We start from the raw sequence: 18708 nt of genomic DNA on the forward strand, positions 1-18708 counted from the left end.
GATCCGGGGCCCGCGCGGACGCCTCGACCCCACACGCTCCGGACATCCGACGCGACGATTATGGCCGGCCTGCCGCCCCGACCACCCGACGAACCGGACATTCACCCCAGAACCAGCCAGGCAGGTGTCGACGGGAAGGTCGCCCCCGGCGACCGGAGCCCGAGATCCGCTCAACTTCCCGGAACGTGCGGCCTCTCGGTGCTGGCAGGCAGCACCTTCCCCGAAGTTGTGCGGACCTTGGGCAGGGGTGACCCGCCGTCGGACGGCGGGAGGGGCGCGGGTGGAACGCTATGGAGGTATTCGGGCGCGGGACACCTCCATGGCGTTCCACTCGTCGCGCGGCCCGGGCGGCTGCGTTCGGGCATCTGCACCAGAACGCCGCCGCCCAGGCCGGTGTGGCGCGGTCAGTGGGCGTCGGCGGGGGTGGTGGTGGCGGGACGCGGGGTGGGGATGGGGTGGGTCGCCGGCCAGGGGACCTCGGGCGAGGGGTGGAAGGTGATGCCGGCGGTGGTCCAGCGCGGGCCGTGTCCGGCCAGGCGTTCCCGGAAGCCGGCCCAGTCGTGCGTCGACCGGGGTGACCAGCCCAGCTCGGCGAGGGCGGGCAGGCGCGGGAAGAGCATGAACTCCACCTCGGCGAGGGTGGTGACTGACTCCGTCCAGAGTGGTGCCTCCACCCCGAGCACGGCCTCGACCGGTACGCCGGCCACGTGCGTGCCCGGATCCCAGTCGTACGCCCGGCGCAGGTCGATGAGCCCGGCCCAGTCGTGCCCGATCGGGGTGTCCGGGGCGTACTTCATGTCCAGGTAGGCGTGGTTGGCGGGGGACAGGATGACCCGAGCGCCCCGGCGTACCGCCTCGACGGTCTCGGGGTCCTCGCCGTTGGTGCCCCACCACTGCAGGACCCGCCCGTCGACGTGCCCGGCCGGGGCGAGCTGGTGCCAGCCGACCGCGGTCTTGCCGGCGTCCGCCACGATCCGCTGCGCCCGCTCGACGAAGCCGGTGTACGCCGCGCCCTTGACCTTGAACGCTTCGTCGCCGCCGAGGTGCAGCCAGGGGCCGGGGGTCAGCGCGGCCAGCTCGCGGACCACGTCGGCGACGAAGCCGTACGTCCGCTCGTCGTCCGGGTCGACGTAGCTGAAGCCGACCTCGGTGCCGGTGTACGGCGGCGGCGGGATCTTGCCGGGCGCCAGCTCCGGGTACGCGACCAGCGCCGCGTTGGTGTGGCCCGGCAGGTCGATCTCCGGCACCACGGTGACGTGGCGGCGGGCGGCGTACCCGACGATCCGGCGGTAGTCGGCCTTGGTGTAGTACCCGCCGGGGCCCCCGCCCACCTCGGTGGCCCCGCCGACCTCGGCGAGCCGGGGCCAGGAGTCGACGGCGAGCCGCCAGCCCTGGTCGTCGGTGAGGTGCAGGTGCAGGTGGTTGAGCTTGTACCGGGCCAGGTGGTCGATCACCCGCAGTACGTCCTCGACGCCGAAGAAGTGTCGGGCCACGTCGAGCATGGCGCCCCGGTACGCGAAGCGCGGCCGGTCGACGACTGTGCCCCCGGGCACCACCCAGCGTTCGGTGATCGTGGTGGGGCTCTCGACGGCCGCCGGCAGGAGTTGGCGCAGCGTCTGCACGCCGTGGAACAGGCCGGCCGGGGTGGCGGCGACGATCCGGACCGCCTCCCGGGTCACCGCCAGGTGGTAGCCCTCGTCGCCCAGGTCCCCGCCCTGCCCGTCAGCGGCGGAGGCCGCCGCCCCGGCGGAGGCCGCCACCTCGGCGGAGGCTGCCGCGCCGGTGGAGGTCGTCTCGCCGGTGGAGGCTGCCGCGCCGGTGGAGGTCGTCTCGCCGGTGGAGGCTGCCGCGCCGGTGGAGGTCGCCGCGCCGGGCGGAGTCGAGCCGGACAGGGTCAGTTCGAGCAGGGCGTTCCGGCCGTCGTCGGCGGTGTCCGCGACGGGCAGCAGGTAGCCGGTCGCGGGCCGGAGCAGCTCGGCGAGCTGCTCCGCGACGTCCCGGGCACCCGGGCTGACCCGGATCGCCGTGTCCTCGGCGAGGGTGAAGTCGACAGCCGGGTCCGGGTCGACCCGCTCCGGGGCGGGCACCACGTCGGCCAGCCGGACCGGGGCGGGCGGGGCGAGCAGGTCACCGGCCCGCCGGGCGGCGGTCCGGGCCAGGTCGGCGGCGGCCGCCGGCTGGGTCGGGAGGCCGGCCGGGTCGAGCGGTTCGGGACCGGTTTCGGAGGGGGTGGCGGGGATGGTCGACACGGCGACGACTCCGAGGGTGTATTTGCGTGGGATATGGCAAAGGTCAGGTTCAGCGAATTCCAGTGTCGTCCAGAGTACGAGGGGAATCGGGATTGCGTGATCGTGCGCGTGGAAGCGTTCCCAAAAACCGGTACGGACGCGGATAGTGGTGACTGTTGTGCCAATAGTCACCGAACGGTCCCAGGCCCCGCGATGTTCGCTTAACCTTCGCCCACCGATCGCTGACGTGCCGGGATTACCGGTGGTCGCTCCCGGGGTATGTCCGAACTGAACCTTCGTTAAGTGTCCATGGCGCGCGTGGGAGGCTCTGGTGGCAGCGCAAGAGACGGTCGAGCACAAGTACGTCTACGACTTCGCCGAGGGCAACAAGGACCTCAAGGACCTGCTCGGCGGCAAGGGGGCCAATCTCGCCGAGATGACCAATCTCGGCCTCCCGGTCCCGCCCGGCTTCACCATCACCACCGAGGCCTGCAAGGCGTACCTGACGACCGGCCGGGAGCCGGACGAGTTGGCCGGGCAGATCGAGGCGCACCTGGAGTCCCTGGAGCGCGGCATGGGCCGCAAGCTCGGTGACCCGGACGACCCGCTGCTGGTGTCGGTCCGCTCGGGCGCCAAGTTCTCGATGCCGGGCATGATGGAGACCGTTCTCAACGTCGGCCTCAACGACCGCAGCGTCGTCGGGCTGAGCCGGCAGGCGGGCGGCAACGACCGGTTCGCCTGGGACTCCTACCGCCGGCTGATCCAGATGTTCGGCAAGACCGTCTGCGACGTGCCGGGCGAGGAGTTCGAGCACGCCCTCGACGACGCCAAGCGCGCCAAGGGTACCAACAACGACCTCGACCTGGACGCCGACGACCTGCGCGGGCTGGTCGACGCGTACAAGAAGATCTTCGCCAAGCACACCGGGCGGGAGTTCCCGCAGGAGCCCCGGGAGCAGCTCAACCTGGCCATCCACGCGGTCTTCGACTCGTGGAACGCCGAGCGCGCGGTGGTCTACCGCCGGCAGGAGCGTATCCCGGCCGACCTGGGCACGGCGGTCAACGTGGTGGCCATGGTCTTCGGCAACCTCGGGTCGGACTCCGGCACCGGCGTCGCCTTCACCCGGGACCCGGCCAGCGGCGCGCAGGGCATCTACGGCGACTACCTGGCCAACGCGCAGGGCGAGGACGTGGTCGCCGGCATCCGCAACACCGTGCCGTTGCAGGAGCTGGAGCGGATCGACAAGAAGTCCTACGACGAACTGCTCGACTACATGGCCCGGCTGGAGGGGCACTACAAGGACCTCTGCGACATCGAGTTCACCATCGAGCGCGGCAAGCTCTGGATGCTCCAGACGCGGGTCGGCAAGCGCACCGCCGCCGCCGCGTTCGTCATCGCCGGTCAGCTCGTCGACGAGGGCCTGATCGACCTCGACGAGGCGCTGCACCGGGTCAACGGCGCGCAGCTCGCCCAGCTGATGTTCCCGCGGTTCAAGCTGGACCATGAGTTCGAACCCGTGGCCAAGGGCATCGGCGCCTCCCCGGGCGCCGCCGTCGGCAAGGTGGTCTTCACCTCGGCGCGGGCGGTGGAGCTGGCCGCTGAGGGCGAGCCGGTGATCCTGGTCCGCCGGGAGACCAACCCGGACGACCTGAACGGCATGATCGCGGCCAGGGGCATCCTCACCTCGCGCGGCGGCAAGACCAGCCACGCCGCCGTGGTAGCCCGGGGCATGGGCAAGACCTGCGTCTCCGGCGCCGACGAGCTCGACGTGAACATCCCGGCGAAGAGGTTCACCGTCGCCGGGCAGACCGTCAACGAGGGCGACGTCGTCTCCATCGACGGCACCACCGGCAAGGTCTACCTCGGCGAGGTGCCGGTCATGCCGTCCGAGGTGGTGCAGTACTTCGAGGGCACGCTCGATCCGGAGCAGACCGGGGACGCGCTGGTCCGGGCCGTACACCGGATCATGACGCACGCCGACGCCCTGCGGCGGCTGCAGGTCCGGACGAACGCCGACACCGGTCCGGACGCGGCGCGGGCGCGGCGGTTCGGCGCCGAGGGCATCGGCCTGTGCCGCACCGAGCACATGTTCCTCGGCGACCGGCGGGGGCTGGTCGAGCGGCTGATCCTCGCCAGCACCGATGCGGAGCGGGAGGACGCGCTGGCCGCGCTGCTGCCCTTGCAGCGGGAGGACTTCATCGAGATCTTCCGGGAGATGGACGGCCTGCCGGTCACCGTCCGGCTGATCGACCCGCCGCTGCACGAGTTCCTGCCCCCGCTGGAACAGCTCGCGGTCAACGTGGCGGTCGCCCAGGAGCGCGGCGAGGACGTGGCCAAGGAGGAGGCGCTGCTCGCCGCCGTCCGCCGGATGCACGAGGAGAACCCGATGCTCGGCCTGCGCGGGGTCCGGCTCGGCCTGGTCATCCCCGGCCTGTTCGCGATGCAGGTCCGCGCGATCGCCGAGGCCGCCGTCGCGGTCGTCCGGGCCGGCGGGTCGGCCTGCCCGGAGATCATGGTGCCGCTGGTCGGCGCCGTCCAGGAGCTGGAGACGGTACGCGCCGAGGCCGAGAAGATCATCGCCGAGGTGGTCGGGAACAGCGGCGTCGAGGTGCTGATCGGCACCATGATCGAGGTGCCCCGGGCGGCGCTGACCGCCGGCCAGATCGCCGAGGCGGCGCAGTTCTTCTCCTTCGGCACCAACGACCTCACCCAGATGGCCTGGGGCTTCTCTCGGGACGACGTCGAGGGCGCGTTCTTCTGGCGCTACCTGGAGCTGGGCATCTTCGGCATCTCGCCGTTCGAGTCGATCGATCGGGAGGGCGTCGGCCGGCTGATCCGGATCGCCGCCGAGGAGGGCCGGGCCGCCCGGCCCGGGCTGAAGCTCGGCGTCTGCGGCGAGCACGGCGGCGACCCCGACTCGGTGCACTTCTTCCACGAGGTCGGGCTCGACTACGTCTCCTGCTCGCCGTTCCGGGTGCCGGTGGCCCGGCTCGAGGCCGGCCGGGCGGCGGTGACCACCACCGGCTCCGACTCCCGCTGATCCGTGACGCGGCCGGGGCCGTCGGCGCTCATGTCGTCGGCGGCCCCGCGCTCACCCGGCGCGCCATCTTCCGTCGCCGGGCGTAACCTGGGCTCGCCCGCTTCCGACCACTCCGGCTCGGCGTGTCTGACACCACGCCGCGACCCGGAGCAGTCGTCGTGTCGATCAGGAAGGTGGCCGTATGACCAGCGTCTGGGAGAACCTGACCGTCGACGCCCAGGACCCGTCCCGGCTCGCCCACTGGTGGGCCGAGGCGCTCGGCTACCAGGTGATCAGCGACAAGCCGGACGAGGTGGAGATCCGCCGCTCGCCCGACGAGCTGCCCGGCATCGTCTTCGTCCCGGTCACCGGGCCCAAGGAGGGCAAGAATCGGCTGCACATCGACCTGCGCCCGGCCGACCAGGAGGCCGAGGTGGAGCGGCTGGTCGACATGGGCGCCCGGCACGTCGACGTCGGCCAGGGCGAGGCGGCGTGGACGGTGCTGGCCGACCCGGAGGGCAACGAGTTCTGCGTGTTGCGTGAGCGCGAGGAGTGAGCCGGGTTTACGAGCCCCGCAGTCGCGAACAGAGATGGCGCGCGGCAGCGAGGATGACCGGTTGAGCGCGGGGCCGGGCGTCGACGACGGGGCTCGGCTGGTCGCCGAGGGGCCCAAGGACACCGGGTACGGGCGGTCGCCGTACGAGCGGGACCGGGCGCGGGTGCTGCACTCGGCGGCGTTCCGCCGGCTCGCCGCGAAGACCCAGGTGCACACGGCCGGCACCGATGACTTCCTGCGTACCCGGCTGACCCATTCGCTCGAGGTGGCGCAGATCGCCCGCGAGATGGGCGCCCGGCTGGGCTGCGACCCGGACGTGGTGGACACCGCGGGGCTGGCGCACGACCTCGGCCACCCGCCGTTCGGGCACAACGGCGAGGACGCGCTGAACGACCTCGCCGCCGACTGCGGCGGCTTCGAGGGGAACGCGCAGACGCTGCGGGTGCTCACCCGGCTGGAGGCGAAGGTGCTCGCCCCGGACGGCCGCTCCGCCGGGCTCAACCTCACCCGGGCCTCGCTCGACGCGGTCAGCAAGTACCCCTGGCAGCGCCGTCCCGGCCGGCGCAAGTTCGGGGTGTACGCGGACGACCGTCCGGTCTTCGAGTGGCTGCGCGCCGGCGCCCCGCCGGGGGAGCGGCGCTGCCTGGAGGCCCAGGTGATGGACTGGGCCGACGACGTGGCGTACTCGGTGCACGACGTCGAGGACGGCATCCACGGCGGGTACGTCAGCCTCCGCCCGCTGCTGGCCGACCCGGACGAGCGGCGGGCGCTCTGCGCCGACGTGGCGGCCGCGTACTCCGGGGAGGCTCCCGAGGATCTCGGCGAGGTGCTGGCGGAACTGCTGGCCGAGCCGGTGCTCACCCCGCTCGCCGCGTACGACGGCAGCCACCGGGCCCTCGCCGCACTGAAGACCACCACCAGCGTGCTCACCGGCCGGTTCGTCGCCACCGTGGTGGCCGCCACCCAGGAGCGCCACGGTCCCGGCCCGCACCGCCGGTACGCCGCCGACCTGATCGTGCCGCGCCGGATCCGGGTCCAGTGCGCGCTGCTCAAGGGCATCGCCCTGCGCTACGTGATGCGCCGCCCCGGCGCCGGCCCCCGGTACGCCCACCAGCGGGAGATCCTCGCCGAACTGGTCGCCGCCCTGCTCGACCGGGCGCCCGACGCGCTCGACCCGGTCTTCGCCCCGCTCTGGCGGGACGCCCCCGACGACACCGCCCGCCTCCGGGTGGTCATCGACCAGGTGGCCTCCCTCACCGACCCGGCCGCCCTGGCCTGGCACGCCCGCCTGATCCCGTGACCCGCCTCGGGCGCGGCAGCTTCGGGGAAGTTCTGCCTCCGCGCGCCGTGGGACGGTAACTTCCCGGACGTTGGGCGGATCTTGGGGTGGCGGTCAGCGCGGCGGGAGTTAGGGTAGCCTAAGCGGCATGACGGAGCGCCCGAAGAAGGTCACCGCCGCCACGGTCGTACGGACCGAGCGGCCCACCCCGCACCTGATCCGGCTGGTGCTGGGCGGGGAGGAACTCGCCGGCCTGCCGGTGGGCGCGTACACCGACCACTACGTGAAGCTGGTCCTCCCGCCGGCCGGGGTGACCTACCCGCACCCGACGGATCTGGCCAGCATCAAGCGGGAGTTCCCGGCCGAGCAGTGGCCGCGGCTGCGCGCGTACACGGTGCGGGCCTGGGACGCGGCGGCCGGCGAGCTGACCATCGACGTGGTGCACCACGGCGACCAGGGGCTGGCCGGGCCGTGGGCGGCCGGGCTGCGTCCCGGCGACCGGGTGCTGTTCACCGGCCCGGGCGGGGCGTACGCCCCCGACCCGGCCGCCGACTGGCACCTGCTGGCCGGCGACGAGAGCGCGCTGCCGGCGATCGCCGCCGCGCTGGAGCGGCTGCCCGCCGGCGCGCCCGCGAAGGTGTTCGTCGAGGTCGACGGCCCGGCCGACGAGCTGCCGCTGGCCAGCCCCGGTGCGGTCGAGCTGCGCTGGCTGCACCGGGCCGGGCGCCCGGTCGGCGTGGCGCTGGTCGAGGCGGTCCGGGCGCTGGACTTCCCGCCCGGGCGGGTGCACGCCTTCGTGCACGGCGAGGCCACCTTCGTCAAGGAACTGCGCCGGCTGCTGCGCGTCGACCGCGGGGTGCCGCGCGGTGCGCTCTCCATCTCGGGCTACTGGCGGCGCGGCATGGACGACGAGGGCTGGCGCTCCACCAAGGCCGCCTGGAACGCCCAGGTGGAGGCGGACGAGTCGGCCGTCCTTCCGGCCTGACGGGTCACGCCCCCCGCACCGCCAGCCGATAGAGCTGGGGCAGCAGCCACGGGGCGATCCACTGCTGCACGCCTTCCGGGGTGAAGTGCAGCCCGTCGCTGCGTACCCGGACCCCGCCGGCCTCCCAGGTGAACCGGCCCTCGGGGCAGACCCGCCGGTTGAGGTCGAGCACCGTGGCGCCGTGCCGCTTCGCCGCCGCGCCCAGCAGCCGGTTCCACGCGTCCACCCGGGCCGCGTCGTCCTCCGGCCAGAGCCCGCCGTCCGGCCGCTCCGCCCGCCGGGTGTACGGCGCGGTCAGCAGCGCCACGCGCGCGCCCCGGGCGGACGCGATGCCGACGGCCCGGTCCAGTTCGTCGGCGAGGTACCGGTCGAACGCCGGTTCGCCGACGTGCTGCCAGCGCCCGTCGAGCTTGCGGTCCATCAGCTCCCAGCGGTCGAGCAGGATCACCGCGACGTCCGGGTCGTCGGCGCCCACGCCCCGCCGCCAGCGATCGTCCCAGTGTTCGCAACCGGGGTAGTTGGGGTGCGGCTCACCGATGTAGCGCAGTTCCGGGAGCCGAGCGATGCCGCAGCCCTGCACGGCCCGGACGCTGACCGCGAGCTTCTCCTGTTTGGGCAGGTAGGTGCCGAGCGACCAGGAGACGGAGTCGCCGAGGAAGGCGATCCGGGGCCCGCCGGGCTTGCGCCCCGGGCGGCGTACCGGGGGCACCGGGGTGGGGGAGCCGGCGGCGCCGGCCGTCGGGGCGTCGAGGGCGATCGCCGGGCGGGGCGCCGAGGCGGGTGGGACGGTGCCGAGCACCGCGACCGCGGCCACCCCGGCGACCGCCGTACCGGCCAGCGCCGGCGCCGGTCGGGGCAGCCTGCCGGCCCGCCGGATCGGCCGTTCCACCAGCAGGTACGACCCGGTGGCGGCGGCCAGCGTCACCGCGCACCGGGCGGCGAGCAGGGCGATCCCGGTCAGCCCGGTGCGCTCGGCGGTGAGCCACTGGAACAGCGGCCAGTGCCAGAGGTAGACGCCGTACGAGATTCGCCCGAGCCGGACCAGCGGCGCCAGGGCGAGCAGTCGCGCGGTCGGGGACGCGGGGGCGACCGTGGCGTGCGCGATGACCGCCGCCACCGCGAGCGCCGCCGCGGTCAGGCCGCCCCGGTAGAGCCAGGCGTCGCCGCCGTCGGCGGTGGCCCAGAACCAGCCGGTGAGGACCGCCCCGGCCAGCGCCAGCGCCCCGAGGACCGGGTGGCGTGCCCGCCGGCCGGCTGCCCGCCCGCCGCGCAGATACCGTTCGCCGCCCGGGTCACCCGCTCCGTGCTCGGCCGCCAGGACGCGGGAAGCGGCGTGCACCCGGGCGAGCAGCACGGCCAGCGCGGCGCCGACCAGGAGGGCGACCGCCCGCGTGTCGGTGCCGTAGTAGACCCGGTCCACCGCGCCCGGGGCGAACAGCACCGCGGCGGCGAGCGCCGAGCCGGCCGCGCCCACCAGGGCGACCAGCAGCACGGCGGTGCGTCCTCTCCGGTTCAGGCCGGAGCCCCGCCGGGCCGCCCAGCCCAGCAGCACGATCAGCAGCAGTGGCCAGAGCAGGTAGAACTGCTCCTCGATGCCGAGGGACCAGGTGTGTTGCAGCGGGGACGGGCTGCCGGTGGCGGCGAAGTAGTCCCCGTCCCGGTTCGCCATCCGCCAGTTGGCGGCGTACCCGAGCGCCGCCAGCGCGTCCCAGCGCAGCGCGCCGAGTTCGGTGCCGGGCATCAGTTTCCGGGAGACCAGCAGCACCACGAGCAGCACCAGGAGCAGCGCCGGCAGCAGCCGGCGTACCCGCCGCCCCCAGAACGCGACCAGGTCGACCCGGCCGGTGTCGCGGTGCTCGGCGAGCAGCAGCGAGGTGATCAGGAAGCCGGACAGCACGAAGAACGCGTCCACCCCGAGGAAGCCGCCCGGGAGGGCGGCGACGCCGCCGTGGAAGGCGAGGACGGCCGCGACCGCGAGCGCGCGGACGCCGTCCAGAGCCGGCTGGTACGGAACCGTTGTCCTGCTCGTACCCGACATGGGCCGGTTTTGCCCGTTGGTGGCAGCCCTTACACCCGATCGCCCGGCGGCGGCCGGACCGGGACCGTCAGCGTCGGGTCGGCGTGGGCCGGGACGCGGCGTCGCCACCGGCCGGCGCAGGGCCGGGGACGGTCAGGGCCCGGCGGTCGAGTACGGCGCCGACCTGTCCGGCGGGACGCTCCACCCGACGGCGGATGACCCGCACGTGCGTCGCGATCGAGGCGGCCACGACCAGCGCCGCGGCGAGCCCCGCCAGCCAGGCGACGCCGGAGAGCGGTTGTGCCTCGACTTGTAGTAGAGGTGCTACATTTCGCGGTATGACTGCGGTCAAACTGTCGGGGGTTGTCGAGACGCCCCATCCGCCTGACGAGGACCTGGTCCTCGACGTCCGCGACCTGCGCATGCGGTACGGCACGACCGACGTGCTGCACGGGGTCGACCTCACCGCCCGGCGGGGCGAGGTGCTCGCCCTGCTCGGGCCCAACGGCGCCGGCAAGACCACCACGATCGAGATCCTCGAGGGCTTCCGGATGCGCTCGGCCGGGGAGGTCCGCGTCCTCGGCGTCGACCCCGGCCGGGGCGACGAGCGCTGGCGCGCCCGGATGGGCGTGGTGCTCCAGTCCTGGCGCGACCACGGCAAGTGGCGGGTCCGCGACGTGCTGGCCCACCTCGGCGACTTCTACGCCCCGTACGGCACCGACCGGATCCGCCGGCCCTGGCCGGTGGACGACCTGCTGGACAGCGTCGGGCTGACCGCGCAGGCGCAGAAGCGGGTGCACCAGCTCTCCGGTGGGCAGCGCCGCCGGCTCGACGTGGCGGTGGGCATCGTGGGCCGCCCGGAGCTGCTCTTCCTGGACGAGCCGACGGTCGGCTTCGACCCGGCCGCCCGGCGCGAGTTCCACGAGCTGGTGCACCGCCTCGCCGACCTGGACGAGACCACCATCCTGCTCACCACGCACGACCTGGACGAGGCGGAGAAGCTGGCCGACCGGATCCTCATCCTGGCCGGCGGCCGGATCGTCGCCGACGGCTCGCCGGACGAACTGGCCCGCCGGGTCGCCGGGGACGCCGAGATCCGCTGGACCCGGGCCGGGGAGCGGTTCGTGCACTCTGCGGCCGACGCCACCGGCTTCGTCCGTGACCTGCTCCACCAACACGGCGACGAGGTGCAGGAGCTGGAGGTCCGCCGGGCCAGCCTGGAGGACGCGTACATGGCACTGGTCTACGAGGAGGAGTCCGGGGTGCGGACCGGCCGGGCCGCCCGGGTGTGGCAGGGGAGCGACCGATGAACCCGACGATGGCGGCCGCCCGGGCCGGTCTGCGGCGCGGCGTGATCGAGCTGCGCAACACCTTCACCAACGCGCAGGACCTGTGGAACTACTTCTTCCCGACCGTCGTCCTGCTGGTCACCATGTTCTTCATGCGCGGCGCCACCGTGCCCGGCACCTCGTTCTCCCTCGGCGCGCGCACGATGCCCAGCGCGCTCGGCATGGGGCTCGCGTTCGGCGGGCTGATCGGCCTGTCCCAGCAGCTCATCGTGGACCGGGAGGACGGCACCCTGCTGCGGGCCAAGGCGACGCCGAACGGGATGCTCGGCTACCTGATCGGGAAGATCGTCATGCTCTCGGCGGTGGCGCTGATCGGGCTGGTCCTCCAGCTCACCCCGGGGCTGTTCTTCCTGGACGGGCTGCGGCTCACCGACGCCGGCGCCTGGCTCACCATGGCCTGGGTGGTGCCGCTCGGGCTGGTGGCGACGCTGCCGCTGGGCGCGGTGATCGGTTCGCTGATCGAGAACCCGCGCAACATGGGCCTGGTGGTGCTGCCGACCTTCGGCCTCATCGCGCTCTCCGGCATCTTCTACCCGATCAACGACTACCCGGGCTGGCTCCAGGCCGTCGCCCAGGCGTTCCCGGTCTATTGGCTAGGGTTGGGGATGCGCTCGGCGCTGCTGCCCGACGGCATGGCCACGGTCGAGCTGGGCCACTCCTGGCGGCACCTGGAGACGCTCGGCGTGCTGGGCCTCTGGGCCGTGCTCGGGCTGGCCCTGGCCCCGGTGGTGCTGCGCCGGATGGCCCGCCGCGAGTCCGGTTCCCGGGTCACGGCGCGCCGGGAAAAGGCCATGCAGCGGGCCATGTGAGAGGGCGTCGATGAGCGAGACCGTGCACAACCGGATCGCGGTGCTGCGCGCCGAGCGGGGCATCTCCCGCCGGCAGCTCGCCGACGCGCTGGGCGTGCACTACCAGACCGTGGGCTACCTCGAGCGGGGTGAGTTCCGGCCCAGCCTGCACCTGGCGCTGCGGATCGCCGCGTACTTCGAGGTGCCGGTCGAGGTGGTCTTCTCCATCGAGCCGTTCCCCCGGATCGGCGACGCGACCAGCGGCGCCGGCCGGACCGCCTGACCGCCCCGGCCGCCGCGCCGTCCCGCGCGGCGGCCGGGGGGCGGTGTCCGCCACACGCCCGTCCCCCCGACCGCCGGATCGTCGGTCCGGCAGGGCAGGATGTACGCCGAGGAGGTGGCGGAGATGGCGGGGCGGATCCGGGACGAGGACATCGCGCTGGTCCGCGAACGCACCTCGATCGCCGAGGTCATCTCCGACACGGTGACCCTCAAGTCGGCCGGCGGCGGCAACCTCAAGGGGCTGTGCCCGTTCCACGACGAGAAGAGCCCCTCGTTCAACGTCTCGCCCGCCCGCAACGTCTGGTACTGCTTCGGCTGCGGGGCCGGCGGCGATGCGATCAAGTTCCTGATGGACGCCGAGCACCTGAGCTTCGTCGAGTCCGTCGAGCGGCTCGCCGCCCGCGCCGGCATCCAGCTCCGGTACGTCGAGGACGACCGCTCGGCCCCGCGTCCCCGGCCGCAGCAGGGGCAGCGCCAGCGGCTGGTCGCCGCGCACGCCGCCGCCGTCGAGTTCTACCGCGGGCAGCTCACCACGGCCGGCGCCCGCCCCGCCCGGGAGTTCCTCGCCCGGCGCGGCTTCGACCGGGCCGCCGCCGAGCGGTACGGCTGCGGCTTCGCCCCCGACGCCTGGGACCTGCTCACCAAGCACCTGCGCCAGCAGGGCTTCACCCACGACGAGCTGGTCACCGCCGGGCTGTCCCGGCCGTCCCGCTCGGGCAGCCTGATCGACCGGTTCCGCCGCCGGCTGCTCTGGCCGATCCGCGACCTCACCGGTGACGTGATCGGGTTCGGCGCCCGCAAGCTGTTCGACGACGACGACGGCCCGAAGTACCTGAACACCCCCGAGACCCCGATCTACAAGAAGTCGCACGTCCTCTACGGCATCGACCAGGCCAAGCGCGAGATCGCCAAGCAGGGCAAGGTGGTCGTGGTCGAGGGCTACACCGACGTGATGGCCTGCCACCTGGCCGGGGTGCCGACCGCCGTGGCGACCTGCGGCACCGCCTTCGGGGCCGACCACATCGGAGTGCTGCGCCGGCTGCTGATGGACACCGACGCGGTGGCCGGCGAGATCATCTTCACCTTCGACGGGGACGCCGCCGGCCAGAAGGCCGCGCTGCGCGCCTTCGAGGACGACCAGCGTTTCGTCGGGCGTACCTTCATCGCGGTCAGCCCGGACAACATGGACCCCTGCGAGCTGCGGCTGGCCAAGGGCGACCTGGCGGTCCGCGACCTGGTCGCCCGCCGCGAGCCGCTGGTCGACTTCGCGCTCCGCCACGTGATCAACCGGTACGACCTGGACACGGTCGACGGTCGGGTGGAGGCGATGCGCCGGGCCGCGCCGCTGGTCGCCAAGATCAAGGACCGGGAGAAGCGCCCGGAGTACGTCCGAAAGCTCGCCGGTGACCTCGGCATGGAGATCGAGCCGGTGCAGCGCGCGGTGCTGGCCGCCGGCTCCGGGCAGCCGGCCGGCGCGGCGACCGCCCCGGCCCGCCCCGGCCCGGCCGCTCCGACCGTGGACAGTCCGCAGTCGATGGTCGAGCGGGAGGCGCTGAAGCTCGCCCTCCAGGAGCCGGTGCTGGCCGGCCCGATGTTCGACGCGGTCGAGGCGACCGCATACCGGCACCCCGTGCACCAGGTGGTGCGGGCGGCGGTCGCGGCGGCCGGCGGGGTGGCGGCGGCCACCGGCGGCGCGGTCTGGATCGAGCAGGTCCGGGACGCCTGCGACGACCTGGCCGCCCAGGCGCTCGTCGGCGAGTTGGCCGTCGAGCCGCTGCGCATCGACGGCGAGCCCGACCCCCGCTACGTCTCGGTCACCATGGCCCGCCTCCAGTGGGGCTCGGTCACCGGCCGGATCAAGGACCTCAAGTCGAAGATCCAGCGGATCAACCCGGTGAGCAACAAGGACGAGTACTTCGCGCTCTTCGGGGAACTGCTCTCGCTGGAGCAGCACGCGCGGGCGCTGCGCGAGCAGGCCGCCGGAGGGCTGTGATGGGGTTGTTCAGTCGCAAGCCGAAGCTGCCGCCGGCCGACCGGCCGCCCCTGGCCACCGACGAGCGGGTGCTCGCCTGGGCCGCCGCCGGCAACGGCGAGGGCGACGGCGTCGTGGTGGCCAGCAACCTCGGGCTCTGGCTGCCCGGCCGGGGGCACCGGATCGGCTGGCACGACATCCTCAAGGCGGTCTGGTCGGGCCGGGAGCTGACCGTCACCCCCGCCGAGCGGGTCGCCGAGCGGGACGGCTACCTCGTGGTGGCGGACGGCCCGGCCGAGACCTACCTGCTGCTCGACCCGGGTGACCTGCCGCACCAGGTGCGGGCGCGGGTCACCCGCTCGGTGGCGTACACCGCGCACCAGCCGCTGCCCGGCGGCGCCGGCCGGATCGCCGCCCGCCGGATGCCCGGGGTGGACGGGCTGACCTGGACGGTCCGCTACGACGCGGGCACGCCGGCCGACGACGAGGCGGTGGCCGCCGAGACGGACCGGTTGGTCGCCACGGCCCGGGCCGCCACCACCCCCGCCGACGTCTAACCGTTCCGGAAATACCGGGCCGCCCCCGGGTGCAGCGGGATCGGGTCGGTCCCGGACGCGCTCTCCCGGGTGAAGTTGGCCGCCTCCGGATGCACCTTGATCAGCTCCCCCTGGTACGCGAAGAGCAGCCGGGTCAGGTCGTACGCCAGCTGGTCCGGCATGTCCGCGCGCACCAGGATCACGTTCGACACCGTGATGGTCGGCGTGTCGGCCGGGGTGCCGTAGACCTCCCTCGGCAGCGACGCCGTGGTGTAGACCGTGCCGTAGCGGGCGGCGAGCGGCTCGATCAGGTCGGCGATGGGGAGCAGCCGGAACCGGCCGGGCGCGCCGACGAGCAGGTCCTTGATGCCCGGGGTGGGCAGGCCGCCGGAGAAGAACATCGCGTCCACGCTGCCCGCCCGCATCCGCTTGACCGTCTCCGGCAGCGACAGGTTGAGCCGCTGGATGCCTCGGTCCGGGTCGATCCCGGCGGCGGTCAGCAGCCGCCCGGCGATGATGTCCGTGCCGGACTTCGGCGAGCCGGTGGAGACCCGCTTGCCGCGCAGCTGGCGGAAGGTGGCGATCTTCCCGTCGGCGCGGACGATCACGTGGGTGTAGTTGCTGTAGATCCGCGCCAGGGCCCGGACCGGCTGCGCCTGCCCGTCGAACGCGCCCCGGCCGGCGACCGCGTCCGCCGCCGTGTCGGCCAGGCTGAAGGCGACCTCCATGTCGCCGCCGGCCAGCCGGTTGATGTTCTCCACCGAGGCGCCGGTCGGTTCGGCCCGGGCCTCGTAGCCGGGCAGGTGCTGGCTGATCACGTCGGCGTAGCCGCCGCCGAGCTGGTAGTAGACACCGGTGGTGTTGCCGGTGGCGAGGAAGATCCGCCCACCGTGCCACTCCTGCGGGCCGGCCGGCGCCGCGCCGCAACCGGCGAGGACGACGGCCAGCAGGAGCGCGGCCACCAGCCGCCGGGGGCGGCGGGTCACTGACGGACCGCCGGTTCCAGGGCCTCGGCCACCCGCTGGACCAGCGTCGCCGTCTCGTAGCCGATCTGGCCCAGGTCGCAGCCGGGCGCGGCGAGCACGCCGAGCAGCGCCCGGCTGCCGACCGCCATCACCAGCAGCACGCCGCCGTCCATGTCGACGATCTGCTGGCGTACGCGACCGGCGGACATCAGCCGGGCGGCGCCCACGGTCAGGCTCGCCAGGCCGCTGATCACCGCGGCGAGCTGGTCCACCTGGTCGGGGGAGAGGTCCGGCGAGGCGGCCAGCCGCAGCCCGTCCTCGGACACCGCGAGGGCGTGGGACACGTCCGGCACCTGCTCGGCGAAGTTCGCCAGCAGCCAGTCGAGCCCGGCGGTCACGGATGAGGTCATTGGGGTCTCCCGGTGGGTGTGGTGTTCGGGGCACGGCGCGTCGCGCTGGCCACGCCTTCGGCGAGGGCGGACAGGCGGGCGCGTACCACCTCGGGGTCGAGCAGGTCCGCCTCGGGGCGGGGCGGCACCGCGGTGGTGGGAAGGGGAGCGGGGAGCTGGCCGCCCCGGGTGCGTCGGGGCAACCCGGTCGCGGTGGCCTGCGGCGGTGCGGGGGCGGCCCCGGCCACCGGCACGGTGGCGGTACGTCGCAGCGCGGTCGGGGTGGGCGGGGTGGTGACCACGTCGCGCCCGTCGGGGCGGGGCTTGAACCAGGGCGTGCCACGGCCGGTGAGCTGACGGCGCGCGACGGCCGGCCGTCGGGTGACCGCCTCGACCCGGGTCAGCGCGGCCTCGGGCACCTCCACCTGGGCGACCGTGCCGCTGCCGGTGTGGTGCAGCTGCACCCGGATCTCGTGCCGGGCGGCCAGGTGCGCCACCACGTGCAGGCCCATGCTGCCGGCCGCGGCGCTGGAGAGGGTGGCCGGGGAGGCCAGCCGCTCGTTGATGGTCGCCAGCCGGCTCTCGCTGATGCCGATGCCCTGGTCGTGCACGCGCAGGGTGAGCCCGTCGACGGTGCGCCGGCCGTCCACCAGCACCAGGGAGTCGGGCGGCGAGTAGACGGTGGCGTTCTCCAGCAACTCGGCCAGCAGGTGCACCAGGTTGCCGGCCGCCGCACCGTGCACCGCCGCGATCGGCACGTCGGTCTCCACCCGGGGATAGTCCTCGATCTCGGAGGCCGCGGCCCGGACCACGTCGGCGAGGAGCAGTGCGCCCTCGTGCCCGCGGCCGGGCTCACCACCGGCGAGGACCAGCAGGTTCTCCCCGTTGCGGCGCAGCCGGGCGGCGAGGTGGTCGAGCGCGAAGAGGCGGGCCAGCGCGTCCGGGTCGGTCTCCTCGCGCTCGAACTCGTCCAGCAGGCGGAGCTGGCGGGTGATCAGGGTACGGATCCGCCGGGCCAGCGCCTCCGCCATCCGGGTCACGTCCAGTCGCAGCTCGGCCTGCTCGCCGGCCAGTCGCAGCGCGGCCTTGTTCACCGTGTCGAACGCCTCGGCCACCTGGGCCACCTCGTCCCGGCCCCGGCGGATGCCGGCGGTGAGCCGGGTCGCCGTGCCGTCCCCCGGGGAGCCGTCGCCGGCGGCGATCGCGGTGATCCATTCCGGCAGCTCCCGGTTCGCCATGGTGAGCGCCGCGACCCGTAGCCGGCGCAGCCGGCGGCTGGTCCGGACCGCCAGCAGCACGGCGGTGACCAGCGAGCCGAGCGCCACGGTGCCGGTCGCGAGGGCGGTGAGCAGGACCCGCTGCCGGGCGGTACGGGCCAGCGCGGCCGCGTGCCGGTCGAGCTGCTCGGAGAGTTCCCGGCCGAGCAGGTTGTACCGGCGGATGGTGCCGCTCTGCGCCACGTACCAGGCGTCACCGTCGGTCTTCAGGGAGTCCGCCGAGCCGTCGGTGTCCAGCACCGCGTCCCGGATCCGGCGGGCGGTCTCCACGTCGCCGCCCGCCATCAGCCGGTACCAGGCGGTGTCGGCCCCGGCTCCGGCGATCCGCAGGAACTCGGCCTGGCGCTCTTCCCGGGCACCGCGCAGCCGGCCGAGTCCGCCCAGCTCGCCGGGGGCCAGGCTGCCCCGGACGAGGACGCCGCGCAGCAGGTCCCGTTCCAGCGACGCCAGGTGCTCCTGGGCGGCCACCGCCGCCACCTCCCGGGCCCCGTTGGCCAGATCGGCGTCGTGCAGCTGGGCCGGGAGCGCGTCGGCGACGGCGAGCAGCGACTCGACCAGCGCCACGTACGTCGGGTCGGCGCTGTCCCCGCCCGGCGCGATCCGGCGATTCGGGCCCAACTGGTCGAGCTGGCCGGCGGCGTCGTCCAGCACCGGCTTCAGGTCCGGTGCGGCGCGGCGGGCGTCGGCGCTGGCCGTGCGGTATCGGTCGACGGCGGCGTCCACCCGCCGCCGCTGGGCGTCCACCAGTGGCCGGCCGGCGGTTCCGCCGCGCTGGCGCAGGGCCGCCGTCTCGCCCAGCTCGCGTTCCAGCTCGTGCACCAGCCGGACGGTGGCGGTGGCGGTGCCGGCGAGCACCCGGGCGCGGTCGGCGTCCCGGGCGGCCTGGTGCGCGGCGCTGGTCTGGGTGGCGCCGAGCACGATCAGCCCGACCGTGGCCACCAGGATCGGTGCGAGCAACTGGGTCCGCACCGACCAGAGGTGCTCGGTACGGTCCGCGGTGCGGTGGTGCCGGCGTACGCGGGCCGGGCGGGGGAGCGGCACGGGGTCTCCCGGATCGGGGTCGGGG

Annotated in this window: 14 protein-coding genes; 9 read left to right on the plus strand and 5 right to left on the minus strand. The window is 74.2% G+C overall.

Annotated elements, in window-relative coordinates; all coding sequences use genetic code 11:
• Window positions 1-404 precede the first annotated feature (404 nt).
• A complete protein-coding gene (locus tag ONA70_RS18810; protein ID WP_265007774.1) occupies window positions 405-2159 on the minus strand; it encodes a beta-N-acetylhexosaminidase in 1755 nt (584 codons plus the stop codon).
• Window positions 2160-2559: 400 nt separating this feature from the next.
• Here ONA70_RS18810 and ppdK point away from each other — a divergent pair, with 400 nt between their 5' ends.
• From ppdK to ONA70_RS18830, 4 genes are all read left to right on the plus strand, one after another.
• Complete coding sequence (gene ppdK, locus ONA70_RS18815) at window positions 2560-5268, plus strand: pyruvate, phosphate dikinase (protein ID WP_265007756.1); 2709 nt, start codon at window positions 2560-2562, stop codon at window positions 5266-5268.
• Window positions 5269-5449: 181 nt separating this feature from the next.
• Entirely contained in the window at window positions 5450-5803 is a 354-nt protein-coding gene (locus tag ONA70_RS18820; protein ID WP_265007757.1) for a VOC family protein, read from the plus strand.
• A gap of 34 nt (window positions 5804-5837) precedes the next feature.
• Window positions 5838-7103, plus strand: coding sequence for a deoxyguanosinetriphosphate triphosphohydrolase (locus ONA70_RS18825; RefSeq protein ID WP_406601212.1), 1266 nt, complete (start codon window positions 5838-5840; stop codon window positions 7101-7103).
• Between the two features lie 127 nt (window positions 7104-7230).
• Window positions 7231-8067 (plus strand): siderophore-interacting protein, encoded by an 837-nt coding sequence (locus ONA70_RS18830; protein WP_265007759.1) that lies wholly within the window; start codon window positions 7231-7233, stop codon window positions 8065-8067.
• 4 nt (window positions 8068-8071) lie between these two features.
• Here ONA70_RS18830 and ONA70_RS18835 read toward each other — a convergent pair whose 3' ends face one another.
• Entirely contained in the window at window positions 8072-10105 is a 2034-nt protein-coding gene (locus ONA70_RS18835; RefSeq protein ID WP_265007760.1) for an acyltransferase family protein, read from the minus strand.
• A 317-nt stretch (window positions 10106-10422) separates the two neighbouring features.
• On the opposite strand from ONA70_RS18835, the gene ONA70_RS18840 reads away from it, so the two are divergent.
• The 5 genes from ONA70_RS18840 (at window position 10423) to ONA70_RS18860 (ending at window position 15032) form a co-directional block, all read left to right on the plus strand.
• Window positions 10423-11394, plus strand: a complete 972-nt coding sequence (locus ONA70_RS18840; protein ID WP_406601213.1) for an ABC transporter ATP-binding protein — start codon at window positions 10423-10425, stop codon at window positions 11392-11394.
• Window positions 11391-12242: an ABC transporter permease gene (locus ONA70_RS18845; protein WP_265007761.1), complete on the plus strand. Its 852-nt coding sequence runs from the start codon at window positions 11391-11393 to the stop codon at window positions 12240-12242. Before ONA70_RS18840 ends, ONA70_RS18845 begins: the two co-directional genes overlap by 4 nt.
• Window positions 12243-12252: 10 nt before the next feature.
• A complete protein-coding gene (locus ONA70_RS18850; protein WP_123243260.1) occupies window positions 12253-12504 on the plus strand; it encodes a helix-turn-helix transcriptional regulator in 252 nt (83 codons plus the stop codon).
• Window positions 12505-12603: 99 nt separating this feature from the next.
• Window positions 12604-14496, plus strand: a complete 1893-nt coding sequence (dnaG, locus tag ONA70_RS18855; RefSeq protein ID WP_265007762.1) for a DNA primase — start codon at window positions 12604-12606, stop codon at window positions 14494-14496.
• Window positions 14496-15032, plus strand: coding sequence for a hypothetical protein (locus ONA70_RS18860; RefSeq protein ID WP_265007763.1), 537 nt, complete (start codon window positions 14496-14498; stop codon window positions 15030-15032). The genes dnaG and ONA70_RS18860 overlap by 1 nt, the downstream gene beginning before the upstream one ends.
• On the opposite strand, the gene ONA70_RS18865 is transcribed toward ONA70_RS18860, so the two are convergent.
• The 3 genes from ONA70_RS18865 to ONA70_RS18875 are packed head-to-tail and all read right to left on the minus strand — an operon-like array spanning window position 15029 to window position 18683.
• Window positions 15029-15997, minus strand: a complete 969-nt coding sequence (locus ONA70_RS18865; protein ID WP_265007764.1) for a TAXI family TRAP transporter solute-binding subunit — start codon at window positions 15995-15997, stop codon at window positions 15029-15031. The genes ONA70_RS18860 and ONA70_RS18865 overlap by 4 nt on opposite strands.
• Window positions 15994-16386: a roadblock/LC7 domain-containing protein gene (locus ONA70_RS18870; RefSeq protein ID WP_265007765.1), complete on the minus strand. Its 393-nt coding sequence runs from the start codon at window positions 16384-16386 to the stop codon at window positions 15994-15996. The genes ONA70_RS18865 and ONA70_RS18870 overlap by 4 nt, the downstream gene beginning before the upstream one ends.
• Entirely contained in the window at window positions 16383-18683 is a 2301-nt protein-coding gene (locus tag ONA70_RS18875; RefSeq protein ID WP_265007766.1) for a sensor histidine kinase, read from the minus strand. The genes ONA70_RS18870 and ONA70_RS18875 overlap by 4 nt, the downstream gene beginning before the upstream one ends.
• Window positions 18684-18708: the final 25 nt, after the last annotated feature.

It is taken from the genome of Micromonospora yasonensis (assembly GCF_026013475.1).
Taxonomy (GTDB): domain Bacteria; phylum Actinomycetota; class Actinomycetes; order Mycobacteriales; family Micromonosporaceae; genus Micromonospora; species Micromonospora yasonensis.

Bases quoted from the DNA above. Each gene is read 5' to 3' on its own strand.
- ONA70_RS18820 (WP_265007757.1), top strand. From the start codon at position 5,450: ATGACCAGCGTCTGGGAGAACCTGACCGTCGACGCCCAGGACCCGTCC.
- ONA70_RS18825 (WP_406601212.1), top strand. From the start codon at position 5,838: ATGGCGCGCGGCAGCGAGGATGACCGGTTGAGCGCGGGGCCGGGCGTC.
- ONA70_RS18830 (WP_265007759.1), top strand. From the start codon at position 7,231: ATGACGGAGCGCCCGAAGAAGGTCACCGCCGCCACGGTCGTACGGACC.
- ONA70_RS18835 (WP_265007760.1), bottom strand. From the start codon at position 10,105: ATGTCGGGTACGAGCAGGACAACGGTTCCGTACCAGCCGGCTCTGGAC.
- ONA70_RS18840 (WP_406601213.1), top strand. From the start codon at position 10,423: ATGACTGCGGTCAAACTGTCGGGGGTTGTCGAGACGCCCCATCCGCCT.
- ONA70_RS18845 (WP_265007761.1), top strand. From the start codon at position 11,391: ATGAACCCGACGATGGCGGCCGCCCGGGCCGGTCTGCGGCGCGGCGTG.
- ONA70_RS18850 (WP_123243260.1), top strand. From the start codon at position 12,253: ATGAGCGAGACCGTGCACAACCGGATCGCGGTGCTGCGCGCCGAGCGG.
- dnaG (WP_265007762.1), top strand. From the start codon at position 12,604: ATGTACGCCGAGGAGGTGGCGGAGATGGCGGGGCGGATCCGGGACGAG.
- ONA70_RS18860 (WP_265007763.1), top strand. From the start codon at position 14,496: ATGGGGTTGTTCAGTCGCAAGCCGAAGCTGCCGCCGGCCGACCGGCCG.
- ONA70_RS18870 (WP_265007765.1), bottom strand. From the start codon at position 16,386: ATGACCTCATCCGTGACCGCCGGGCTCGACTGGCTGCTGGCGAACTTC.